23 protein-coding genes and 1 pseudogene are annotated in these 20,916 nt (G+C 70.7%); 11 read left to right on the top strand and 13 right to left on the bottom strand.

Annotated elements, in window-relative coordinates:
• Nucleotides 1–44: 44 nt before the first annotated feature.
• Nucleotides 45–260: a DUF397 domain-containing protein gene (locus OHB44_RS33535; RefSeq protein ID WP_353962157.1), complete on the top strand. Its 216-nt coding sequence runs from the start codon at nt 45–47 to the stop codon at nt 258–260.
• A 61-nt stretch (nt 261–321) separates the two neighbouring features.
• Here OHB44_RS33535 and OHB44_RS26575 read toward each other — a convergent pair whose 3' ends face one another.
• The gene (locus tag OHB44_RS26575; protein ID WP_330438556.1) at nt 322–963 is read right to left on the bottom strand and encodes a hypothetical protein; all 642 of its coding nucleotides are present in this window, start codon (nt 961–963) and stop codon (nt 322–324) included.
• Between the two features lie 86 nt (nt 964–1,049).
• On the opposite strand from OHB44_RS26575, the pseudogene OHB44_RS26570 reads away from it, so the two are divergent.
• A pseudogene (locus OHB44_RS26570) lies at nt 1,050–1,196 on the top strand (uridylate kinase); the annotation flags it as partial.
• Between the two features lie 21 nt (nt 1,197–1,217).
• Here OHB44_RS26570 and OHB44_RS26565 read toward each other — a convergent pair.
• From OHB44_RS26565 to OHB44_RS26535, 7 genes are all read right to left on the bottom strand, one after another.
• Complete coding sequence (locus OHB44_RS26565; RefSeq protein WP_330438555.1) at nt 1,218–1,634, bottom strand: hypothetical protein; 417 nt, start codon at nt 1,632–1,634, stop codon at nt 1,218–1,220.
• A gap of 40 nt (nt 1,635–1,674) precedes the next feature.
• Nucleotides 1,675–1,998: a hypothetical protein gene (locus OHB44_RS26560; protein ID WP_330438554.1), complete on the bottom strand. Its 324-nt coding sequence runs from the start codon at nt 1,996–1,998 to the stop codon at nt 1,675–1,677.
• A 42-nt stretch (nt 1,999–2,040) separates the two neighbouring features.
• Entirely contained in the window at nt 2,041–2,745 is a 705-nt protein-coding gene (locus tag OHB44_RS26555; protein WP_238686920.1) for a TMEM175 family protein, read from the bottom strand.
• Nucleotides 2,746–2,891: 146 nt separating this feature from the next.
• Nucleotides 2,892–3,083: a hypothetical protein gene (locus OHB44_RS26550; RefSeq protein WP_238686921.1), complete on the bottom strand. Its 192-nt coding sequence runs from the start codon at nt 3,081–3,083 to the stop codon at nt 2,892–2,894.
• 340 nt (nt 3,084–3,423) lie between these two features.
• Nucleotides 3,424–3,876 carry a hypothetical protein gene (locus OHB44_RS26545; protein ID WP_330438553.1) on the bottom strand — a complete coding sequence of 151 codons (453 nt, stop codon included), beginning with the start codon at nt 3,874–3,876 and terminating at the stop codon, nt 3,424–3,426.
• Nucleotides 3,877–3,897: 21 nt separating this feature from the next.
• A complete protein-coding gene (locus OHB44_RS26540) occupies nt 3,898–4,518 on the bottom strand; it encodes a dihydrofolate reductase family protein (protein ID WP_330438552.1) in 621 nt (206 codons plus the stop codon).
• A gap of 9 nt (nt 4,519–4,527) precedes the next feature.
• Nucleotides 4,528–5,451: a hypothetical protein gene (locus tag OHB44_RS26535; RefSeq protein ID WP_330438551.1), complete on the bottom strand. Its 924-nt coding sequence runs from the start codon at nt 5,449–5,451 to the stop codon at nt 4,528–4,530.
• 131 nt (nt 5,452–5,582) lie between these two features.
• Here OHB44_RS26535 and OHB44_RS26530 point away from each other — a divergent pair, with 131 nt between their 5' ends.
• From OHB44_RS26530 to OHB44_RS26500, 7 genes are all read left to right on the top strand, one after another.
• Nucleotides 5,583–8,354 carry an AfsR/SARP family transcriptional regulator gene (locus tag OHB44_RS26530; RefSeq protein ID WP_330438550.1) on the top strand — a complete coding sequence of 924 codons (2,772 nt, stop codon included), beginning with the start codon at nt 5,583–5,585 and terminating at the stop codon, nt 8,352–8,354.
• A 94-nt stretch (nt 8,355–8,448) separates the two neighbouring features.
• Nucleotides 8,449–9,168, top strand: a complete 720-nt coding sequence (locus tag OHB44_RS26525) for a hypothetical protein (protein ID WP_330438549.1) — start codon at nt 8,449–8,451, stop codon at nt 9,166–9,168.
• 43 nt (nt 9,169–9,211) lie between these two features.
• Nucleotides 9,212–10,081: a hypothetical protein gene (locus tag OHB44_RS26520; protein WP_330438548.1), complete on the top strand. Its 870-nt coding sequence runs from the start codon at nt 9,212–9,214 to the stop codon at nt 10,079–10,081.
• 103 nt (nt 10,082–10,184) lie between these two features.
• A complete protein-coding gene (locus tag OHB44_RS26515; protein ID WP_330438547.1) occupies nt 10,185–10,481 on the top strand; it encodes a hypothetical protein in 297 nt (98 codons plus the stop codon).
• Between the two features lie 98 nt (nt 10,482–10,579).
• The gene (locus OHB44_RS26510; RefSeq protein ID WP_330438546.1) at nt 10,580–11,113 is read left to right on the top strand and encodes a SigE family RNA polymerase sigma factor; all 534 of its coding nucleotides are present in this window, start codon (nt 10,580–10,582) and stop codon (nt 11,111–11,113) included.
• The gene (locus OHB44_RS26505) at nt 11,110–12,540 is read left to right on the top strand and encodes a hypothetical protein (RefSeq protein ID WP_330438545.1); all 1,431 of its coding nucleotides are present in this window, start codon (nt 11,110–11,112) and stop codon (nt 12,538–12,540) included. Before OHB44_RS26510 ends, OHB44_RS26505 begins: the two co-directional genes overlap by 4 nt.
• Before the next feature lie 98 nt (nt 12,541–12,638).
• Nucleotides 12,639–13,847 (top strand): Imm21 family immunity protein, encoded by a 1,209-nt coding sequence (locus OHB44_RS26500; protein ID WP_330438544.1) that lies wholly within the window; start codon nt 12,639–12,641, stop codon nt 13,845–13,847.
• A 471-nt stretch (nt 13,848–14,318) separates the two neighbouring features.
• Here the strand turns inward: OHB44_RS26500 and OHB44_RS26495 are convergent, their stop codons facing one another.
• The gene (locus tag OHB44_RS26495) at nt 14,319–14,903 is read right to left on the bottom strand and encodes a hypothetical protein (RefSeq protein ID WP_330438543.1); all 585 of its coding nucleotides are present in this window, start codon (nt 14,901–14,903) and stop codon (nt 14,319–14,321) included.
• A gap of 70 nt (nt 14,904–14,973) precedes the next feature.
• On the opposite strand from OHB44_RS26495, the gene OHB44_RS26490 reads away from it, so the two are divergent.
• Complete coding sequence (locus OHB44_RS26490) at nt 14,974–15,477, top strand: hypothetical protein (RefSeq protein ID WP_238686931.1); 504 nt, start codon at nt 14,974–14,976, stop codon at nt 15,475–15,477.
• Between the two features lie 76 nt (nt 15,478–15,553).
• Here the strand turns inward: OHB44_RS26490 and OHB44_RS26485 are convergent, their stop codons facing one another.
• The 4 genes from OHB44_RS26485 to OHB44_RS26470 all read right to left on the bottom strand — a co-directional run bounded on the left by OHB44_RS26485 (nt 15,554) and on the right by OHB44_RS26470 (nt 19,622).
• Complete coding sequence (locus OHB44_RS26485; RefSeq protein ID WP_330438542.1) at nt 15,554–16,741, bottom strand: NAD(P)/FAD-dependent oxidoreductase; 1,188 nt, start codon at nt 16,739–16,741, stop codon at nt 15,554–15,556.
• A gap of 82 nt (nt 16,742–16,823) precedes the next feature.
• A complete protein-coding gene (locus tag OHB44_RS26480) occupies nt 16,824–17,768 on the bottom strand; it encodes an RNA polymerase sigma-70 factor (RefSeq protein WP_330438541.1) in 945 nt (314 codons plus the stop codon).
• Nucleotides 17,769–17,906: 138 nt separating this feature from the next.
• The gene (locus tag OHB44_RS26475) at nt 17,907–19,067 is read right to left on the bottom strand and encodes an MFS transporter (protein WP_330438540.1); all 1,161 of its coding nucleotides are present in this window, start codon (nt 19,065–19,067) and stop codon (nt 17,907–17,909) included.
• A gap of 75 nt (nt 19,068–19,142) precedes the next feature.
• Entirely contained in the window at nt 19,143–19,622 is a 480-nt protein-coding gene (locus OHB44_RS26470) for a hypothetical protein (protein ID WP_330438539.1), read from the bottom strand.
• Nucleotides 19,623–19,834: 212 nt separating this feature from the next.
• On the opposite strand from OHB44_RS26470, the gene OHB44_RS26465 reads away from it, so the two are divergent.
• Nucleotides 19,835–20,629, top strand: coding sequence for a class I SAM-dependent methyltransferase (locus OHB44_RS26465; protein WP_330438538.1), 795 nt, complete (start codon nt 19,835–19,837; stop codon nt 20,627–20,629).
• Nucleotides 20,630–20,916: the final 287 nt, after the last annotated feature.

The following is a 20,916-nucleotide window of genomic DNA, read 5'->3' as shown; positions in this document are numbered from 1 at the left end:
AGAGTCGATGCCGCTGTCAGTCCGCCCAACACCAGGGCGACCGGATGGCAGCGAAAGGCCCACACAAGGAGCCAGTAGGCCCGGGTGCGACGCAGCGGCACAGCGTTCCTCTGGGGCACGGCTACGACCTACCCTCTGTGCCAGAGCATGACTGCTGCGTTCGCGATTCCAAGGCCCTCGATGTCGGGACGCTGAGGTTTGCACCCGCAGCATGGGACGCGTTCGTCGACACGATCAAGACGAAAGCCGGCCGCCCCTGACCTGGCAGGACGGTGGCATGGTTCCTGGCACCCGCGAACTGGCGCACCGGTGCGCTGAGCGTCAGTGTGTCCGGCTGACGGACGAGACCCTCGGGTCTGCGGAGTAGCGGCGGGCGACGTCGGCGGCGTCGTCAGCGGTGGCGCCGGGATCGAACAGCACCTCCATGCAGGGCGCTTGCGGCCCTTCTGAGCCGAAGCCCGCAACCACGTGGTTCGGGTCGAAGCGGTGGTTCTCGCGCACCAGCTCCTCAGCGGACTGTCCCTCCCGCACGCACACCACCGCCTCGGGCTGACTGCCACCCCAGGCCAGTGCTGGAGCCGACACGCCGATGGTGAGCACCAGTGCCGTCCCCACGCCGATCACCGTCGTCCGGCCGAGCCCTGGCCGGCTGGTCGGCGAGATCACCGCCGCCAGGGCGGACAGCGCGTACACCCAGAGAGCCCGCTTGTCGGCCGAGTCATGGAGAGCCAACGCGACGACGCCGGCTCCGATGGTCTGCGCGATCAGGCTGATCAGCCGGAACCCTGGCCAGTCGACCAACGCCGCAGGTATCGCGGCAAGCGCGCCAAGCAACAGGAGGAGCATGACAAGCCCGTACGCACCCCATTCACGGCGCGCGTCCAGGACGAGCAACACCAGGGCAACCAGTTGTCCGCAGACGATAAGAGGCGGGCGGAGGTGCGCCAGGACCCGTGCGACCATTCGAAGACCCTACGTGATGTGACCGACTTCGATGGGGGTGCAAATCCGGCCCGACAGGCGGCGGTGACGTGATGGAGGGGCAGGACATGGTTCGAGGCACCCGCGACGAGCTGCTCGGGCGCTTGGCTGAGGCGGTTGGCTCCGTCACGGTCGCCCACTCGACGCGGGTCGCCGTCGACGGGCCGCCCGCAGCCGGCAAGACCACTCTCGCCGACCCGCTCTCCGACGTCCTGGCGGCCGGTGAGTGACAGCGCTTACGGGTGGTCCACATACTCGCCGAACGGCTCGATGGACCCATCCCAACCGTTCCAACCCTGTTGGGTGACCTGCCCGTTCGCGTAGGTGTACGACCAGCGGGCGCCGTCCTCGCCCTCGATCTGGACGGTTCCCGAGCGAACGAACGGCGCGATCGCGACGTAGAAGGCCGTTGTCTGGTTCGACCACTTGGGGTCGCCCTCGTCGTCGTACCCGAACTCGATCCAGTCTCCGTCGCGGAAGATCGTGGCCCTGGCCGGATCCCCCAGGTCGACCAGCGTGCCATCCGACGGAAACTCACCCGGCCGGTACCAACCACCTCGTCCTGCCAGGGCGGCCAGGACGGCGGCGACCGCGGCGGCGTCCTCCGACTCCGGGAGGTTCAGACGGCCTGAGGGCATCACCGTGTATCCCACGTCGCGCACACTACAACGGTCGATGTCCACCACGCCCCGGTCAGGATCTGGTTGGACGGCTGTCGCGGAGACGGAACTGGCCAGGGAGGTCGCAGCAGCCTTCGGCGTGGAGGTCGAGGGTGGGGGCGTTGAGGGTGGACGGCGTGAAGTAGGACGGGTCGAGGCGGTAGGTCAGTCTGGTGCCGGTGCCACCTGGCGCGTCGAAATCGTCGACTGGACCGGCGGGGCGTAGGCCGGCGAGGTCCTGATGCCGGGCGTGGCCCGCGTGCCAGGTCTCGATCGTGGTGTGGGTGCTCACGGCGGCGGCTGCGGCGTGGACCATGCGGTAGGAGGTCAGGAGGGATCCGGCGGTGTACTCACTCACGGGTCCACGGTGCCCGAACCGGTCAGGAAAGAGAAGGTCGGGCTATGAGTCGCCCTGACTCTGCGCGCGGGTGCGCTGAATGCTGCCGACCTCGCCTTTGATCGGCAGCCAGTAGAAGGGGATGAACGCGATGACCACTACGAGGCCCACTACCGGATGAAGGGCGCCGAGAGCTGTCCCGACGACGATCCAGAACGGCGCGGGGCGGAAGCGTCTGCTGATCGCCCGGGCGGTGTCGTTGTCGGTGGTGGAGGTCAGCAGGCGACGGCCGTGCCTGGCGTACTCCCAGATCACGTTGAAGAGGATGGCGGCCACCACGTAGGTGGCCCCGTAGAAGATGAGTGCGGTGCGCTTGCCGTGGCCGGACTCGAACGCGTGGGCCAGGAGGGACGAGGCGAACGGCAGGAACGCGATCACCATCAGCAGCAGGGTGTTGAGCAGGAGCAGCATGCGGTCGGCCGAGCGGATGTGGTCGAACATGACGTGGTGGTTCACCCACATCTGCCCGATCAGCAGGAAGGTGATGGCGTACGCCACGTAGGAGGGCCACAGTTCGATGAGGCCGCGGAGCAGGTGCTCGGTGTCCTCCGGCGGCTGGATCTCCAGGACGAGCAGGGTGACGGCGATGGCAATGACCGCGTCGCTGAAGGTGACTGCCCGCTTCGGATCTCGTTCCGCACCGATCGGGTTGCTGGATCTGGTCGCGCCCGTCGTGGAGGCGCCGCGAGCCGCGCGGAACCAGCGCATGAGCCTCCCCCACTGTGAGAGCACCCGGTCACGCACCGCGGGCAGGGCTGCCCACGGTGGTCATCCACGAGCCTTCCGGTGCCGCGGGTTCCCGCCGTCGCGTGAACCAAACCGGCCTGCGGCTGCCGTACCAGCCCCTGCTGCCGTCACCGTTCCCTGATCCGTTGCCGCCACCACGCCTGCGCGTGCCACGGACTCAGCTCGGCAGCTCGGGGGTCGGGCAGCGTCTTCCGGAGAAACTCGTCGTCCAACGGGTCGACGACACGCCGCAACTCGCGGGAGGCGGCCGTTGGCAGTCGGCGCATCGCGTCGCCCAGGACGTCTCGCTGGTACAACACATCGCAACCCGGACAGGAGCAGTCATCCCCTAGATCCAGCCACCGTCCCGAGCGTCGAATGGCACGACGGTAGCCGGCCAGCGCTGTCGCTACCGGAACGAAACCCGGATGGGTGCCTTCGAGCCTGGCGATCGCCGCGTTCGCGCCGTTCGACAGACCATCGATGGGGCGGAGCTTGCCCGCATTCCGCCCGGCAGACTTCAACAGTGCGCGCAGCGCACCAGGTGACCTACGCGCCATGGACCTTTCGGGGCTGAGTCACGACGAGCACCTTGCCACACCACGGCCAGGGCATGCCAACCCATTCGCGCTGTGGTGACGCTGGCTGGGTGAGCCGGCTTCAGCCGATGTTGATCAGCAACACCTGGTCGTCGCGAAGGTCGGAGATGCTGTCGCGTAACACCCTCAGCGTGTCCAGACCGGCCGCGCCGCTCTCCTCGAAGTCAATCCCCATCTCCTCGAAGTGGGCGGCCAACTCCTCCTCGCGGTGCGCGCCGGGGTCGAGCTGATCCGGTAACCCTGGTGCTGGAGTGATGAGCGTGGTCAGGCCGTACGCGCTGTTGATGGCCTCCGACTCGGCATTGAGCTCCGACTGGTCAAGGTCGATGCCGCGCTCCTCCAGATAGGTCAGCACGTACAGCATGCAGTAGCCGGACCAGTCGTACTCCTGCCGCGCCTTGCTCCCGTGCTCGGCCAGGTACGTGTGGAACGACGACGGCGACGTGCGGGCCACGCGGGCCAGCTCGGTGATGCTGTCCCTGGGGACCACTGTCAGTGAGGCGATAGCAGACAACGCATCCTCCGTCGGTTCGGTTCAGGAGAGCACGCGGTAGGTGACGTGCAGGACCGTGCTCGCCGCCCGCGCCGCCAGTTGTTCGAGGTTCAGCGGCGGGACGCCCTCGAACAGCCGCACGCCGGCGCCGAGGGTGATCGGCACGATGTGCAGCCGCAGCTCGTCGACCAGACCGGTGGCGAGGTACTGGTTGATGGTGGTCGCGCCGCCGTGGATCAAGATGTCGCCGCCACCGGCCGCCGTGCGTGCCTGCGTGAGCGCCGACTCGATCCCGTCGGTGACGAAGTGGAAGGTGGTGTCGCCCGCCATCGGCTGCGGCTCGCGGGCGTGATGGGTGAGCACGAACACCGGCTTGTGAAACGGTGGGTCGTCACCCCACCAGCCGTTCCACTGCCGATCCCATGCGCCGCGCACGGGGCCGAACATGTTGCGGCCCATGATGACCGCTGAGGCGGTGTTGCTCAGGTCGAGCTCGGCCTGGTTCTCCTCGGCGTCGTCGAACATCCAGGAGTGCAGCCCACGGCCCCAGCCGTCACCGCCGTCGTCGCCGAACGGGCGTTCCTCGGTCTGGTTGAGCCCGGCCGAGTAACCGTCGGCGGAGATGGTCTGGTCGGCGATCACCTTGCCGTCACGTGTGGTCACTGCGCTCACCTATCGGGGGGACGGGGACGGTTGAACGTTCCAGCCATCGACTGTCGACACCGGCACGACGGGGTCGCCGGCCGTCGGACGGTTGGGCTGCGCTCCAACGAACAGGAAAAGCAGCGCGGCGGCCAGCACCACGGGGGCCAGGGCGCACGCGACACTCACCACCACCACCACCGTGACCCGAGAGCTGCTGTCGGTCTCGGTCTCCCGTTTCGGGAAGGCATACACGCCGACCAGGAGGAGGACGAGCCACAGGGGCACCAGCAGGGGAGCGAGAGCGGGCCAGACGGGCCAGACCGGCTCGACGACGATGCCCGGGCCCAGGACCATCCAGGTGAGGGCGGCACCCGGGAGGAGGCCAACCGTCACCAGGGTGCAGACCAGCAGGGGTACGGGTCGACGTCGCCGTGCCACCCACCCGAACAGCGCCGCGCCGGCCCCGGCGCCGGCGAGGGTGCCAGCGACCGTGCTGGGCAGGAACGTGCCGGGCGCGGCCGGTGCGATGGTCAGCTCTGTCCCGCTCGCAGAGTATTCGAGCGCAACCGTCAGGCCGTCGCGCTCGGCCCGCCAGCCGTCGCACAGGTAGCCAGGGACGCGGTGGAGCCCCTGCCACCCCTGCGTCCGGGCGCTGCGCCGGAACTGCTCGGAGAGCCCACAGTCGTCACCATCGTGGTACCAGAATGAATCCCGGCCCGAGCCCAGGTCGTCGGCAGCGAGATGGACGCCCCACCGGTAGCCGTGCGCGACCCGACCCGAGTGGACCGGCACCGCACCGGGAAGCAACTGCGCAGCCAGGCTCTGCGCCTGGTCGCCGCTGGGCGGCGTGACACCACGACCGCCGTACCAGGCACCGAGGCTCAGGCCGACCGTACCCAGCAACACCGCACCGAGCAGCACCATCGCGACGCGCCGCAGCCGATGGCCCACCGGCGTACCTCCCTGCAGTAGTGCGCTAGACGGTAGCTCCCGGAGTCCGTTCCTGGTGCCCCGTGGATCGTGTCCATTACGCGACGAATAGATCGAGTTTGCTGGGCTGGGGACGTTAGTTTGATTCGGTGATGTCGATGGTTGGTACGGGCGTGCGGGTCAGGCTGCTCGGGCCGGTGGAGGTGGTCGTCGCCGGCAGTCCGCAGGCGGTGAACGGCGTGCGTCGCAAGGCGGTTCTGGCCACGTTGGCGCTGCACGCGGGGCGTGTCGTCAGTGTCGACCGGCTCATCGACGTGGTCTGGGGCGACCAGCTACCGGCCACGGCGGCGAACACGTTGCAGCGCCACGTCTCCTACCTACGCGGGGTGCTCGGCGAGCCCGGGTCGATAGTGGCGCGCCAGCCCGGATATCTGCTCGACACCGGGCCGGACTCCACTGATGTCCAGGCCGCCGAGCGCCTCATCGAGCTGGCCCGGCGCGCTACGGACCGCAACGAGCAGGTGACGCACCTGACGGCCGCCGTCGCACTGTGGCGGGGTCCACCGCTGGCCGACGTGGCCGGGTCGGCCTGGCTTGAGGAGCAGGCCGAACACCTGGCACGCCTACGGTTGGAGGCCGAACGATCGCTCGCCGAGGCCCGGCTGTCCGTCGGTGAGCACGCCGGCCTCGTACCCGGGTTGGAGCGGCTGGTCCGACAGCACCCCTTCGACGAGCACCTGCACGCGCAGCTGATGCTCGCCCTGTACCGCGACGGCCGCCAGGGCGAGGCGGTCGCCACGTACCGGCGGCTGCGCGACAACCTGCGGGAGAACCTCGGCCTCGATCCGGGTCCGCGGCTACGCGACCTGGAGTGCGCCATCCTGCGCCAGGACAGCGCTATCGCCGCACCGGCCGCGGCGGCCTCGACGCGGGTCGCGGCGCAACTGCCTCCCCCCGTACCCACGTTCACCGGTCGCGACGCGGAACTGGCCGCCCTCGACGCGCTGGTCGGCCGGGGCGGCGCCGTCGTGGTGTCCGGGACCGCCGGCGTCGGCAAGACCGCCCTCGCCGTGCACTGGGCGCACCGCGCTGCGGAGCGCTTCCCCGACGGGCAGCTGTACGTCAACCTGCGCGGCTTCGACCCGGCGGCCACACCGACCGAACCGGCGCGTGCGCTGCACGGCTTCCTGGAGGCGCTCGGTGTTCCGGTGGCCCGGATGCCCGGCGACCCGGACGCGATGGCGAGCCTGTACCGCACGACTGTGGCGGGCAAGCGACTGCTGGTGGTGCTGGACAACGCCCGCGACGCGGAACAGGTCCGGCCGCTGCTGCCCGGCTCACCGGACTGCCTCGCCATCGTCACCAGCCGCGACCAGCTCATTCCGCTGGTCGTCACCGAGAGCGCCCACCCCGTGCCCCTCGACCTGTTCAGCCCCGGCGAGGCCCGCGACATGCTGGTCCGCCGGCTCGGGGAGCGTCAGGTCGCCGCCGAACCCGCCGCGGCCGACACCATCGCCGACCGTTGCGCGCGGCTGCCCATCGCCCTGGCCATCGTGGCCGCCAGAGCCGCCACCAACAGGCACTTCTCGTTGGCCGCCGTAGCCGGCGAACTGGGTGACCTGGACGCCTTCCGCGCAGGCGACGAGGCCACCGACGTACGGGCGGTCTTCTCCTGGTCGTGCCGGACGCTGAGCCCACCCGCGGCCCGGCTGTTCCGGCTGCTGAGCCTGCATCCCGGCCCGGACGTCTCCGCCCCGGCCGTGGCCAGCCTGGCCGGCGTCGACGGTCAGGCGACAGGCCCGCTGCTCACCGAGTTGACCCGGGCGAATCTTTTCACCGAGCACACGTACGGGCGCTACGCGTTCCACGACCTGCTGCGCGCGTACGCCGCCAGCCTCGCCGACGAGGCCGAGCCGCCGGCCGAGCGTCGGGCCGCCATCCACCGACTGCTCGACCACTGCCTGCACACCGCCCACGCCGCCGACCTGGCACTGCACCCGCACTTCAGCACGATCAGCCTCCCGCCGCCCGGCGCGGGCGTGACGCCGGAGCGCCCCAGGAGCCGGTCGGCCGCCGCGGCGTGGTTCACCACCGAGGTCCCCGTCCTGCTCGCGGCGGTGCCGCTCGCGGCGCGGTCCGGGTTCGAGGGACACGCCTGGCGGCTCGCCTGGGCCATGGCCGGCTTCCTGCACCGGCAGGGGCACTGGCAGGACTGGCTCGGCACGCAACAGATCGCTCTGGCCGCCGCGTCCCGCATCGGGGACCAGGCGGGGCAGGGCCACGCGCACCGCAGCCTCGGTCTCGCCTGCTCCCGACTCCGACGGTACGACGAGGCCGACGACCACCTGCGGCGCGCACTCGACCTGTTCACCGACGTCGGCGACGACGCCGGACGGGCGCACACCTGCCTGAACCTTGGTCAACTGGCCGAGCGGCAGGGGCAGCACCAGCAGGCGCTGCGCCACTCCCGGCGGGCGCTGACCCTGTTCCGGGGGACCGGAAACCGGGCCGGGCAGGGGTACACCCTCAACGCTGTCGGTTGGCAGGAAGCGCTGCTCGGCAACTACCAGCACGCGCTTGAATCGTGCGGCGAGGCGCTGCGGATGTTGCAGGAGGTGGACGACGTCCAGGGGCAGGCCGACACCTGGGACAGCCTCGGCCACGCCCACCACCAGCTCGGCGACGATCGGCGAGCGATCGCCTGCTACGAGCACGCCCTCGACCTCTTCACGCAGGTGAACGACCGGTACGCCGAAGCCAGCACGTACGTCAATCTTGGCGGCAGCCACCGGGCGCTCGGCGACCTCGCCGCCACCCGTGCCGCGTGGCGCCGGGCCCTGACCATCCTCGACGAGCTCGGCGATGCCGACGCCGACTCGATCCGCGCCGACCTCGACCAGCTCGACGCCACGCGGCTGCACTGACGTACCCCGCTTTCAGCGCCGTTTCCGGGCCGCTTCAGCGCAGCCCGCCACTCTTCGGACACCAGTTTCTTCCGCACCAGGAATGGAGCGTTCGATGAGTCGTTTGGCACACCGCCTCGCGGTGATCGGGGTGGTCAGCGGGACGGTGCTGGCCATGTCCTCCGCCGCCGTGGCCCGGACGGAGAAGCCGCCGCAGAAGGGCGCCGACTGCGTGGTCCAGCACGTCGACGAGCGCGGGAAGATCCTCCGCACCGAGACAGCGCCCGAGGGCCGGGAGCACAGCCCGTTCCGCTGCGTCGCCGGGAAGTGGACGTTCGCCTGGGCGCCCTTCGGAGCGGACGACATGATCACGGCCGACGAGATCCAGATCGAGCCCTCCGGTGCCGTCTCGGTCCGGCGGTTCACCGGCCCCGCCCTCGGCAACGACCTCACGGTCGGCGAGATCGCTGGCATCGCCCAGGCCGTCAGCGGCAGCCGGGAGGTGCTGGTCGACCGCGCGATCGTGGCCGTCGACGACGGCAAGGAGCGGACCCCGGAGCAGGTCGCGGCGCTGCTGGCAGGCAAGGACGACACCGGCGTACGGGTGCTGGACATCATCGAGAAGCCCCATGCCGCCATGTCGACGAAGGACGTCATCGACGAGGCCGGCGGCACACCCGAGACGACAGTCGTCTACTTCAGCATCTGGGGCGCGATCAAAGCGGTGTTCGCCTGGATCGTGGACACGATCGGCGAGATCGGTGAGTGGATCGACGACCACTGCGACGCGGGTTCCCCCAACGACTTCGGCGACGTGATCACGTGTCAGTGGTAGCCCGTCCCACCCCGCCGACACCGATCACCGAGATGAGGACAGGATGACAACTCTGCGGGACATCACCCGGCGCGCCACCATCGTCACGACCGCCCTGATCGTCGGGCTGACCGCTTCGTACGCCCCGTCGCAGGCCGCCGAGGGGGAGGCCCGCACGACGATCACCGACCACCCCGGTGCCCCGGGCACCATGCTCCAACAGTTCGAGGACCTGACCGGCCGACCCGTCGGCGACCTGGACAAGGTGCTGGCCGTCGACACCGGCGGGCGGAACCTCACCGGCGACCAGCTCGAAGCACTCGCCGCCGGTAGGGAGGTCGACGGGGTCACTGTCGTCGGCACGATTCCGGGCAGCCGGGACGTCCTCGGCGCCACCATGGCCGACCTCGCCGACGGGACGTACGACGGCAGCGGCGACAGCGGGACGGCGACGTCCCTGCTCTTCGCCTCGTCCAACCCCGGCGGCCCCGAGTGGTGCCTGACCATGTGCGTCGCGTCGGGCAAGACCATCTGGCAGTGCCTGTTGTCGCGCCGGACGGGCGAGCTGATCCTCACCCTCGACCTCGCCGGCGCCACCACGGTCGGTGGGACGAAGGCTGCCTTCGAGAAGGCCAAGGGCGTCGCCGTCGACGGCCCAGACACGGTGGACACGTTGATCGGTGATCGTGAGCCCTCGGCGGACGAGATCAGGACGCTCCTCGACGGCAAGGACATCGAGTCGATGCGCCGGGTGGCGACAGTGGCCGGGCCGGACCCCGGTTGGGCGCTGGCCGACATCGCCGAGAAGTCCGGCGTCGTGTACTCGAAGAACAGAGGCCACCTCTTCACTTTCACCTTTCCGGTCCTCGGCAAGGTCCTCGTGTGGTGCGACTCGAAGGATGACGGGAAGACCTGGAAGTGCTCGGCCCTTTGATGGGGGTTCTGACGGGTAGACCGTCAGCGGTCCCGCTCCGCATCCTCGCCGGTCGGTGCGGAGCGGGATCCCGCGCTTGAGCGAGCCGGTTCATACTCGGCGAGTGATCAGCAATGGCCCTCGCGTCCCGTGGTCGCCTCGCGCGTCTCACCCGGCCGACAGTTCGACCCTGCCGCTCTACATGGTCCTCTTCTTTGTCCTGGGCCTCGTCGGCTTCGCGGCGCACGGGATGGCCGACGGCAGGGAAGGGCTCATTTTCGCGAGCATCGTCTCGGGAGTGTTCTTCGCCTGCTTCCTGATCCTTTTCGCTATCTACTGGATCGGATACCTGCTCAAAGGCCACGCCATCTGGCAGGCCGAGTCCGATGGGCCGTCCGTGGGTCAACAACCGGAGGACTGAGCCCGGCGCGCCATCCTCCACTCAACCCCGGAGGCCGCAGGTGGCGTCTCACTCTGCGTCCGCAATGAGACGCGAGGTGGACGCGACCTGGAGGTGGCGTGAGTCGGCACGAGGACGACGAAGAGTTTCGGCTGTTCGTCCAACGACAGTGGGGGTCGCTGCTCCGAACGGCCTACCTGCTGACCGGTGACCGGGGGACAGCCGAGGACCTGACGCAGTCGGCGTTGGAGAAGACCCATCGGCGTTGGGGGCGGGTGCTGCGCCGGGACGCGCCCGAGGTCTACGTACGCCGGGCGATGGTGAACACGGCGATCTCCTGGCGGCGTCGGCGGCGGCCGTTGGAGGTGCCGCTGCTGACCTCCGACAGCCAGCCGGCGCATGACGCGTACGTGCAGGTGGAGCAGCGCCAACTACTCCTCGCCGCGTTGCGGCGATTACCGCCCAGGACGCAGGCGGTGCTGGTGCTGCGCTACTTCGAGGATCTCAGCGAGGCGGACACCGCCAAGGTTCTCGGCTGCTCCGTCGGCGCGGTGAAGAGCCAGGCGTCGCGCGGGTTGGCCCGGCTGCGGAGCGACTTCGCCGCCCCACCCGCCGCTCAGTCCCCGGTACGGCTCGAGGAGGAACTGGCATGACCGGCAGCTTCGCCAATTCGACGCTCGGTCCCGCGCTGCGGCAGGCCGCGCACGGCGTCGACGTACCCGAGGATCCCTGGCCCGGGTTCGCCCGCCGGGAGCGACGGCACCAGCGGACGCGGCTGATCCGCACGGCGTTGGCCGCCGCGGTCGGGGTCGCGCTCGTCGGGGTCCAGACCAACGTGGTTCCGCTGCCCGGATGGGCACCCGGCATCGCTGTCGCCGCCACTCCGACGGCGCTGCTCGACGCGCCACCGCGGGGCGCGCTCGCCGGGGACCGGGCCTGGCTGGACACGCTCCGGACGCGGATCAGCGCGGACCCGCCGGTGCGGATCGACGCTCCGGTGGGTGCCTGGAAGATCGGCGACCGCGACCGGATCCGTCTGATCTACGGCAGTGACCAGGCGGGCCATCGGGTCGCGCTGGTAGCGGTGCCGCTGCGGTTCGGCCTGCTGACCAGGGAAGCGCTGGTCTGGTACGTGGGTCCGGCCGGGGCCGGTGCCCAGCAGATGCGGTACGGCGGCCACAGCGAGGGTGACGACGACCCGGTGCTGACGTTGATGCGGGCCTACCCCGACCGGGCTGGGTTCGCGGTCGCGGTCGGTCCGCCCGAATCCACAGTGATGATCAGTGGCGACCCTCGGTACACGCCCAGGGGGACTGTGGAGTACCAGGACATTGCCAGGGCGGACGGAGTCGGAGTCGGTTTCGCGGTGCTGCCGCCCGAACCCCTGCCGCACGAACCCGTTGTCCGGGTCAGCCGCGGCGATCGGGTGTTCTTCCAGGGTGGTCTGGGCGGCGGCCCGTACGCCGCGCTCGACCCGACCGGGCCGGAGATGGACGCCCTGCTCATCGCCGCTCGCCAACCCGCCCGCGGCACGCCGCTCGACGACGTCAACCTCCGCACCTTCGTCCAGACGGCACTTCAGGACAGCCACCTTCCAGCCGTCGGCACGACGGTGCGGGTGCGGTGGTCGGGCCGCGAGCACGGCCAGGCCGCCGCGTTGCTCACCGTGCAGCCGGCCGGCGGTGGGGTGATCGCGTACGCCATGCACGGCGACGATCGGACCGGCTGGTGGACCGACCTGCGGCTGCTGTTGCCGGCCGAGGGCGCCGACAAGCGACCGATCGGCTGGCGGGTCCGGACCGAGGACGGCGCCCGTCCCGCCACGGGCGAGGTGCGGGTGATCGCCCCGCCGGACGCGGCCCGGGTCACTGTGACGGTCGGCGGCGCACCGCCAGCCACTGTCGCCCTCGACGCGTCGAACGCCGGCACCACCCGGGTACCAGCGGACCAGGCGGCCACTCTCACCGCGTACGGCAGGGACGGCGGCGTCCTCGGGACCACCCCGCTGCCGCCGGTGGAGACCGACAGCAGCGCGGGAGGACTGCCCGGCGACAGCCCGGCCACCCGGGTGACCCAGTGATGTAGTGGCAGGCGGGCCGAGTCGTTTCGAGGACGGCTCGGCCCGCGTCGGCCTCTAGGATCGACAGCCTTGATGGCGACGGTCTGCGGGAGCGCATGGTGACAAGCGAGGCGGAACGGCCGCTCGACCGGCTCACCGAGCGGGCCGAGGCCGTCCTCGTCGACTTCGACGGTCCGATCTGCCGCCTGTTCGGCTCCAAGGCCGCGCCGCGCATCGCCGCCGACCTTCGGCAGCTGATCGTCGGCCGGGGCGTCGTCCTGCCCGACGAGCTGCGCGACGGGGACGACCCGTTGGAGCTGTTCCGCGCGACAGGTGTGTTCGCGCCCGAGCTGGTGGGCGTCGTCGGTGCGGCCCTGGCGGCGGCGGAGGTCGAGGCGGCGGCGTCCGCGGAGACCACGATCGGAGCCTTCGACGTGGTCGGGGCGTGCCTGGCGACCGGGCGCCCCCTCGCCATCGTCAGCAACAACTCCGCCGCTGCCATCGACGCCTATCTCGGACGCCGCGACCGGGCCCGCTACTTCGCCGCCGTCATCGGCCGGGGTGAGCACCCCGATCTGCTGAAGCCCAACCCGATGCCCGTTGTGCAGGCCCTGCAAGAGCTGAAGGTCGCACCCGATGCCGCTGTTCTGGTCGGTGACTCGGTCACCGACGTGGAAGCCGCCCGAGCAGCCGGTGTCGCCTGCATCGGGTACGCCAACAAACCCGGCAAGGCCGAACGTCTCGCCGCCGCCGGCTCCGACGCGATCGTCACCGACATGACCGACCTGGCGGGGGTCCTCGCTCGTACGCGCACGCCGGTCAGCCTGCTGCAGTGGGTCGACTCGGGCGGCGGGCCGCTCGTCGCCGTGCCGACGACGGCACTCGGCGAGTGGAAGGGCGCGTCGGACGACGACGATGACTCCTGGGGCGACTACGACCGGGCCTGCCGGGTCGACGGTTACGTGGGGGTGCTTGACGTCGGTGCCGTCCAGGCGCTCGTTCTGGCCGACGAGCCGGCGTCCACCACGTACCTCCCGGACCGGCGGATCTTCGTGCGGTGGCTCTACGCCGCCTCCGAGGCAGATGTCGTCCGCCTCGTTCCCCGGGCGGTCAGGATCGCCCGCTGGGAGGACGCGGGTACGTGGACGACCAGCGGGCCAGCGGAGTTGTTCGACTCCGGCTACACCGGCGACGGGCTGGAGCACACCACCCACCTCACCGTGGACCTGGCTCGTAGCACCTACCTGATCCGCACCGCTTTCGTGCAACCCGACAACAGGACGGCGCTGATGCTGGTCCACCTGGTCGAGCAGACGCAGCCGGTCTGAGTGCCCGAACAGGTCCGAACAGGCCGGTGAGCAGCCCGGACGGGCGCGTGGCTGTTCGGAACAAGCACCGACCGTAGTGGATACCTAACTGGCGGCAATACGCTGACGTCCAATCACCCGGACGCCGGCGAACGACATGGGTGACGAATTCGCCGACATGTGGGGGCCTTCAACGTTCGGTCAGCGCTGTCGCCTGTTCAAGCGGCGACACACACCCCTGGAGAGGGAGACATCATGCGAATCCGTCGTGTTATCTACGCAGCGGCCATCGGGGCCATCGTTGCGGCCACCTGGATGGCCGCGCCGGCTCAGGCCGGTTGGGGTCACGGCTGGTAATCGGCTTCGGGCGAATGCGGGCGGGCCGGCGCCCAGCGGGACTCCGGCCCGCCCGACACCCACACGGCCGGACTTCTGTCGCCTCGCGGCGGGTCCTCGCACCTCGATGAGCCGCTGGAAGGTGGGTGGCCCCAGCTATGAGTCGAGTCGGGGCTCGCACAGGCGCTGGGCGTCCTCCTGCCAGGCGCTTCCGACGAGAGCGACGGGGTAGCGCGCCTCTCTGAGCCGCTTGTCCTCGGTCTCGACGGAGAACCGCACCGACAACGGCTCCAGCTCGAACGCCGTCGCGCACTCCAATTGCAGTTCGACGGGGATCTGGCCGGTGCCACCCGGGCGAACCTGCCGGGCCTGGCCCATACTCCGTACCTGGACGCCCGGCCTTTCTGCCTGGGCCGCGCGGATCGTGATCGGCGCGGGGCCGGTGTTGATCAGTGTCAGCTGCCCGTTCAGCAGGACGGTTCCCCTGCTGTTGAAGCCTCCCGAGAAGCCCGACTCAGGTAGGGCCACGAGCGAGACCACAGTGGACTGCTCGCGCTGTGCCCGAGAGTCGCGCAACTCGCCGACACCGATGCCGCCGAGCACCACACCGATCGCGAAGGCGGCGACGAGTGAAAGGAGTATCTTCCGTTTGTTCGCGATGTTCCCGTGGGTGCTGCCACTCCGTCCGGCCGGCTCAGGACCGTGTTCGTCGAGATCGATCACCACATGTTCCGCCGCCATTGCGACAGCCTAGGGCTGGCACATGTCCGGTCAGGAAGCGGCTGTGCGGACCTCTGACACGATGTGATGCATGGATGGGGAGCAGCGGGAGCGTGCCGTCTTCATCGCTGAAGCCGAGTTGCTCGAGCAGCGGCACGACTCCTGGGCTTCACTTCAACGGAGGCAAGCCGCGTTCTGGCAACGCTGGAGCACCCTGACCACTGTCTCGTCGGCGGTCCTCGCCGGCGCGTCGGGGGCGGCCGGGCTGGCCTCCGCCGAGTTGGGCACGGCGGCCGCGATCGCGGCCCTGGTGGCCGCCGGCCTCGCCTCGGTGGCCAGCAGTTCCGGGGCCGCCCACCGCAGCGAAGTGGCGTTCACCTCCGCTGCGGCCAACCAGGCCCTGGCCGACCAGGCCAGGGCCTTCCGGACCATCTGGGCGCCACACCAACCGCTGACCGATGTGCGAGCCCGGTTTGCCGAACTCTCCCATCAACGCGATCAGGCGGTCACCAGCGCGGCGTTGAAGTTGGGCAGGCGGTCGTTGATGCGGTATCTCCAGAGGACCGCGCCCTCGGTCAACCCGCGAGGACACTGACGCCGCCGCCCGCCTGGGTTGGCTCACTGCCGGAGCACCGGAGCACCGGAGCCGGGCGTCGTGCCTCAGCCACCTGTCAGGACGCTGCCGTACGGATCTCCGAGCGGGTCGGGACGACGCGGTGACGGCGGACCGGGTACAGGACCGGGTGCGCGATGCTCCAAGCGGCGCCCGCGCAGACGAACTCCTTGTAGCGGGCCGCCAGCTTCCCGGTGAGCTGGGCCGGCCTGGCCCGGTCGTCGGCGGTCACGTACTGGATGATGCCGTCGCGGCGGCCGAGGCTGATGCACTGGTTGAAGTAGCGCAGCGGGGCCTTGGGGAACTTCGCCCGACCGGTCAGGCGTGCGGCGATGGCGTCGGCGGCCTGCCAGGCCATCGGGATGCCCGAGGCGCAGGACATCCGCAGTGGCTTGCCGCCCGGTCCTTCGGCGATCGCGGCGTCGCCCACCGCGTACACCTCGGGGTGCGAGACCGACCGCATGCTGGAGTCGACGACGATCTGTCCGGTCGCCGCGACCGTCAGGGTCGTGGCGGCGGCGATGGGGTGCACGGCGAAGCCGGTCGTCCACACCGTCACCTGGGCCGGAATCTCCCGACCGTCGCGGGTGACCGCACCGGCCGCCTCGACCCGCGCGATGTCGGTGTGCTCGTGCACCGTGATGCCGAGCCGGTCGCAGACGCCACGCAGGTGCTGCTGCGCCTTGCCGTTGAGCCAGTCGCCGAGACCCCCGCGCGCGGCGAGCGCGACATCGAGGTCCGGCCGGGTCTCCGCGATCTCGGTGACCGCTTCCAGGCCGGTGAGGCCGCCGCCGACGACGAGCACGGTCCCGCCGGCCGCGAGGTGGGCGAGGCGGTCGCGCAACCGCAGCGCCGAGGGCATGCCGGCGATGTCGTACGCGTGCTCGGCGACCCCGGGGACGCCGTGGTCGGCGGCAACGCTGCCGAGGGCGTAGACGAGCGTGTCGTACGCGATCTCGTCGGTGCCGTTGTCGTCGGCGAGCGCGACGGTCCTGCGGTCGACGTCGACGGCGGTGACCCGCGCCCGTCGAGGGTTGACGCCGGTGCCGGCGTAGACCTTGCTCAGTGGGCGTGGTGTGAGGTTCTGTCCGGTGGCGAGTTGGTGCATGCGGACCCGCTCGACGAAGTCCGCGTCGGCGTTGACGAGGGTGATCTCGGTGTCGTCCCGGTGCAGCCGCTTGGCGAGGCGCCCGGCGGCCATGGCTCCGGCGTAACCCGCTCCGAGGACGACGATGCGGTGCTTCATGGTGGCACTCCTGTCTCGGTGATGGTCGCTTCCTGAACCGGACAGCGACGCGATTCCTGACAGGAGTTGGCTATGAGCTGGATCACCAGACGCGGAGGGTGGGCTCCTCGTGCTCCGAGGCGGACCACTGCCGGGTGGCGCGGACGAGCTTGTCGGGGTTGACCTGGTTGTGGATGGCCGTGACACCCTCGGGCGTCACCTGCACCGACATCACGCCGATGACCCGATTGTCGATCACGACCACCACGGCCGGAGCGCCGTTGGCGGTGGTGACGTACATGGCGGGGCTGCCACCGACCAGGTCCCGTTTGACGTCGGCGGGCTTGAACAGGCCACGCAGGAACTTCGCCACCGCCAGCGCGCCGACGATGGGCGCGGACCGGGCCGGGATCTTGCCGCCGCCGTCGGCGGTGCTCGTCGCGTCGTCGGTCAGCAACTCCACCAGCCGCTGAATCTCGCCGTTGTTGGCCGCCGTGAGGAACTCCGCGACGACCTTCCGGGCGGTGGCCAGGTCGACCTCCGCGCGGGACCGTTCGGCGGCGACGTGCTGCTTGGCGCGCCGGTAGGTCTGCTGGCAGTTCGACTCGGTCATGCCGAGGATCTCGGCGATCTCACCGTGCGAGTAGCCGAAGGCCTCCCGCAGCACGTACACCGCGCGTTCGTTCGGCGACAAGCGCTCCAGCAGGGTGAGCACCGCCATCGAGACCGACTCGCGTTGCTCGGCGGTGTCGAGCGGGCCGAGCATCCGGTCCCCGGCGAGGACCGGCTCGGGCAGCCACGTGCCCACATAGGTCTCCCGCCTGGCCCGCGCCGAGGTCAGCTGGTTGAGGCACACGTTGGTGAGGACCTTCGTCAGCCACGCCTCGGGCGTCTCGACGTGCTCCCGGTTGGCGCCCTGCCAGCGGAGGAAGGTGTCCTGGACGGCGTCCTCCGCGTCGCTGGCCGAGCCCAGCAGGCGATAGGCGATCGCCTCCAGGCGGGCCCTGGAGTGCTCGAACACCTCGACCTCGTCCGGACTGAGCGGCATGACTAGACAGTATCCAGGCGGACGGCGGACGGCGGACGGCGGACGGCGGACGGCGGACGGTTCAGGGTTGGGTCGTGCTGGGGCCGGAGACCCGGCTCGGCTTCCGCCGACCCACGTAGAAGATCCGCCCGGCCAGGATCAGCACGAGGTCGACCGGTCGTGGAACCTGGTTGCCACCACGGCGGTCAGGCAGATCGCCGCGGCTGTCATGAGCGGCGGGCGGGCGCCGAGGTGGACGGCAGCGGAGCCGAGCGGGATCGCCACGACGAGCGGTCCGAACATCGCGGTGTTGGCCGTCGCGGAGACCCGTCCCAGCAGCGCCGACGGCGTGTGGGTCTGCACGGCGGTGACCGCCGCGACCAGGGTCCAGGGCAGCCCGACGCCGGCCACCATCGCCCCGACGACAGTGGCCGGCCACGACGGCAGGCAGCGCGCCAGGCAGCCGATCGCGAACAGTGCCGTTCCGACGACACCGACGGCAACGGGACCTCTTGTCGCGATGAGCCGGCCGACGATCAGGCCACCGAGAATGGAACCGGCGCCCTGCGCGCCGGCCAGCACGCCCAGGAACGTCGTCGGCAGGCGCAGATCGGTCACGACGATCGCGTAGATGCCCGCCGTCGTGAAGCCGGACATGGCGATCGACACCGCGGCGAGCACGACCGGTAGCCCTGTTGCTCGCTTCCCGAACAGGACCACCAACCCGGTACGTGGGCCGTCGCCGCGTTCGGTGGGCCGCTCGGCGGGCGTCCGGCTCAGGCGAAGAAGCGCGTACAGGGTGGCGACCAGGACCGGCGCGGCCGCACTGAGGACGGCGACCGCGTGGCCGCCCCGCCACGCGTAGAGGCCGGCCCCGGCCACTGGAGCGACGAGCTTCATGCCCTCCTGTGCGCTGGAGCGCCATCCGTTGACATCGCCGAGTTCGGTCGGCGCGAGTGCCGACGGCAGCAGCGCCGTCTCACCGGCGTCGATCAGCACGTAGCTGACGCCGTAGGCGCACGAGACGGCGAAGATGAGCCACGTCTGCCCCGGCCCGCGCACCGCGAGCAGTGCCAGCAGGGCGGCGGCCAGCATGAGGTTGACGGCGATGACCAGTGGCCGCCGGGGTGCCCGGTCGAGCAGACCGCCCAGCCACGGGCCGGCGAGGACCGGGGCGTACACGCAGAGCCCGGCGAGGGCGGCGAGGCTGGTGGAGCCGGTGAGGTCCAGGATCCAGATGCCGGCGACCACTGACATGGCGCTGCTGCCGAAGCCGGACAGCAGGGAGATCGCCACGAACAGGCCCGCGTTGCGGCGCATGAGCCCTCCGAGTTGAGTCGAGGAGACTCACATCCTCAGGCTTGAGCGAGGCACAGGCAATGCCGCTGCGCCCTGTCAACGATTCATTGACAGGGCGGCGTCGATCGTCGAGGCGGCGGTCCGAGCGGGCGCGGGTAGCCGCTCACCCGCTTCGGCGAGATCGGTGGCGAGGAGCGCCGCCAACGCGTGCAGCGGGCCCGGGGCGGCATCCAACGCGGCGTCCACGGTGCTCCGCACGAGCGCCGCTCGACGAAATCGGCTGTCCCACCGCTGGTCGGCGCCGATCCACCGGGCGAGGCCGGCCACCGCCGCCCGCAGCGCCGCGATCTGCGGAGGCATCCGGAGGTCGAGCTGCCGCCGCCGTGTCCATCGCGCCGCAACCAGCCGTTGTCGACGCTGCTCGGCGGCCTGCCGGCTGCCGAGGCCGAGCGCGGTCGCGATCTGGGCCCACGTCGCACCGTCGTGGCGCGCGCGGTCGATGATCTTCAGCTCCTGCTCGTCCAGGCGGGCGCGGGTAGCGCGGACCTCCGCCAACCGAGCCAGCTCCGACGTCATCTGTCAACGTTACATTGACACTGTCCCAGACTCGGCGGTGATCGTCCTGGGTGCCCGGACCATGAACACGTCCACCGGGCCCTCGGTGTCCACTGTGAAGCCGTGCCGCTCGTACAGCCTCCGGGCCGGGCTGCCCCGCAGGACGTTCAGCCGCACCGGCGTGCCGAGGCGGTCACACCGGTCCAGCAGGTCGCCTGTCGTATCGTTCTCCGATGGTGCAGCCGGTGTGGGCGAACGGTGACGCGTACGAGGCGTACGTGGGTCGGTGGAGCCGCCTGGTCGCTGTGGAGTTCCTGCGCGGGTTGGCCGTTGCGCCGGGGCGGCACTGGCTCGACGTGGGGAGCGGCACCGGGGCGCTGACCTCGACGATCCTCAGCCACCACGATCCCGCCGAGATAACCGGCATCGACCCGTCGGAGGGTTTCGTCGCCGTCGCGCGTACCCGGGTCACCGACCCCCGGGCGGTCTTCCGGGTCGGTGACGCGCGGGCGCTGCCGCTGCCCGATCGCGTCGCGGACGTGGTGGTCAGCGGATTGACGCTCAACTTCGTGCCGGAGCCCGCGCGGGCGGTGGCGGAGTTCGCCCGGGTGGTCCGGCCGGCCGGGGTGGTGGCCGCCTACGTCTGGGACTACGCCGAGGGGATGGCGATGATGCGGCACTTCTGGGCCGCCGCCGCACAGCTCGACAGGGCCTCGGCGAAGCTGGACGAGGGGAACCGCACCACTGTGTGCCAGCCCGACGCGCTCCGCACGCTGTGGGAGCGGGCCGGGTTGCGGGACGTGTCGGTCTGGCCGGTGGACGTACCGACGACCTTCACCGACTTCGCCGACTACTGGACGCCGTTCCTCGGCGGTCAGGGGTCGGCGCCGGGGTACGTCGCGACGTTGGCCGAATCCGACCGGGCCGCGCTGCGGGAGTCGCTGGCCACCCGGCTGCCGGTCGAGCCGGACGGCTCGATCCGGCTCACCGCGCGGGCCTGGGCCGTACGCGGCACGCCGCCCGAGTAACCGTCGCGCCGAGCCGTTCCGGGCCCTTGTCGCAATTCGGACAAGACGGCAAAGCCCCTGGTAGAGCACCCTTGGGGCAGGTGGAGGTAGACGGGTGGCGGGCCACATCCCGATCCTCCGGCCCGGTGGGGACAACATCGTCCGCACCGGTGTCGCCCTCACCCAGCCCGGCCTCGAAGCCGTGGCGGTCACGGCACAGCCGCCGTGCCGATCGCGCGTACGACAGGCCGTGGCTGTCACCGACACCCCTGCGGGCGCCCGCAGCGGTGCCTCCGCCCATCGGGACA

This window comes from Micromonospora sp. NBC_00821 (assembly GCF_036347035.1).
Taxonomy (GTDB): Bacteria; Actinomycetota; Actinomycetes; order Mycobacteriales; family Micromonosporaceae; genus Micromonospora; species Micromonospora hortensis.
The sequence above is the reverse complement of the archived record's forward strand: the minus strand, read 5'-3'. Positions and strand labels throughout refer to the sequence as shown.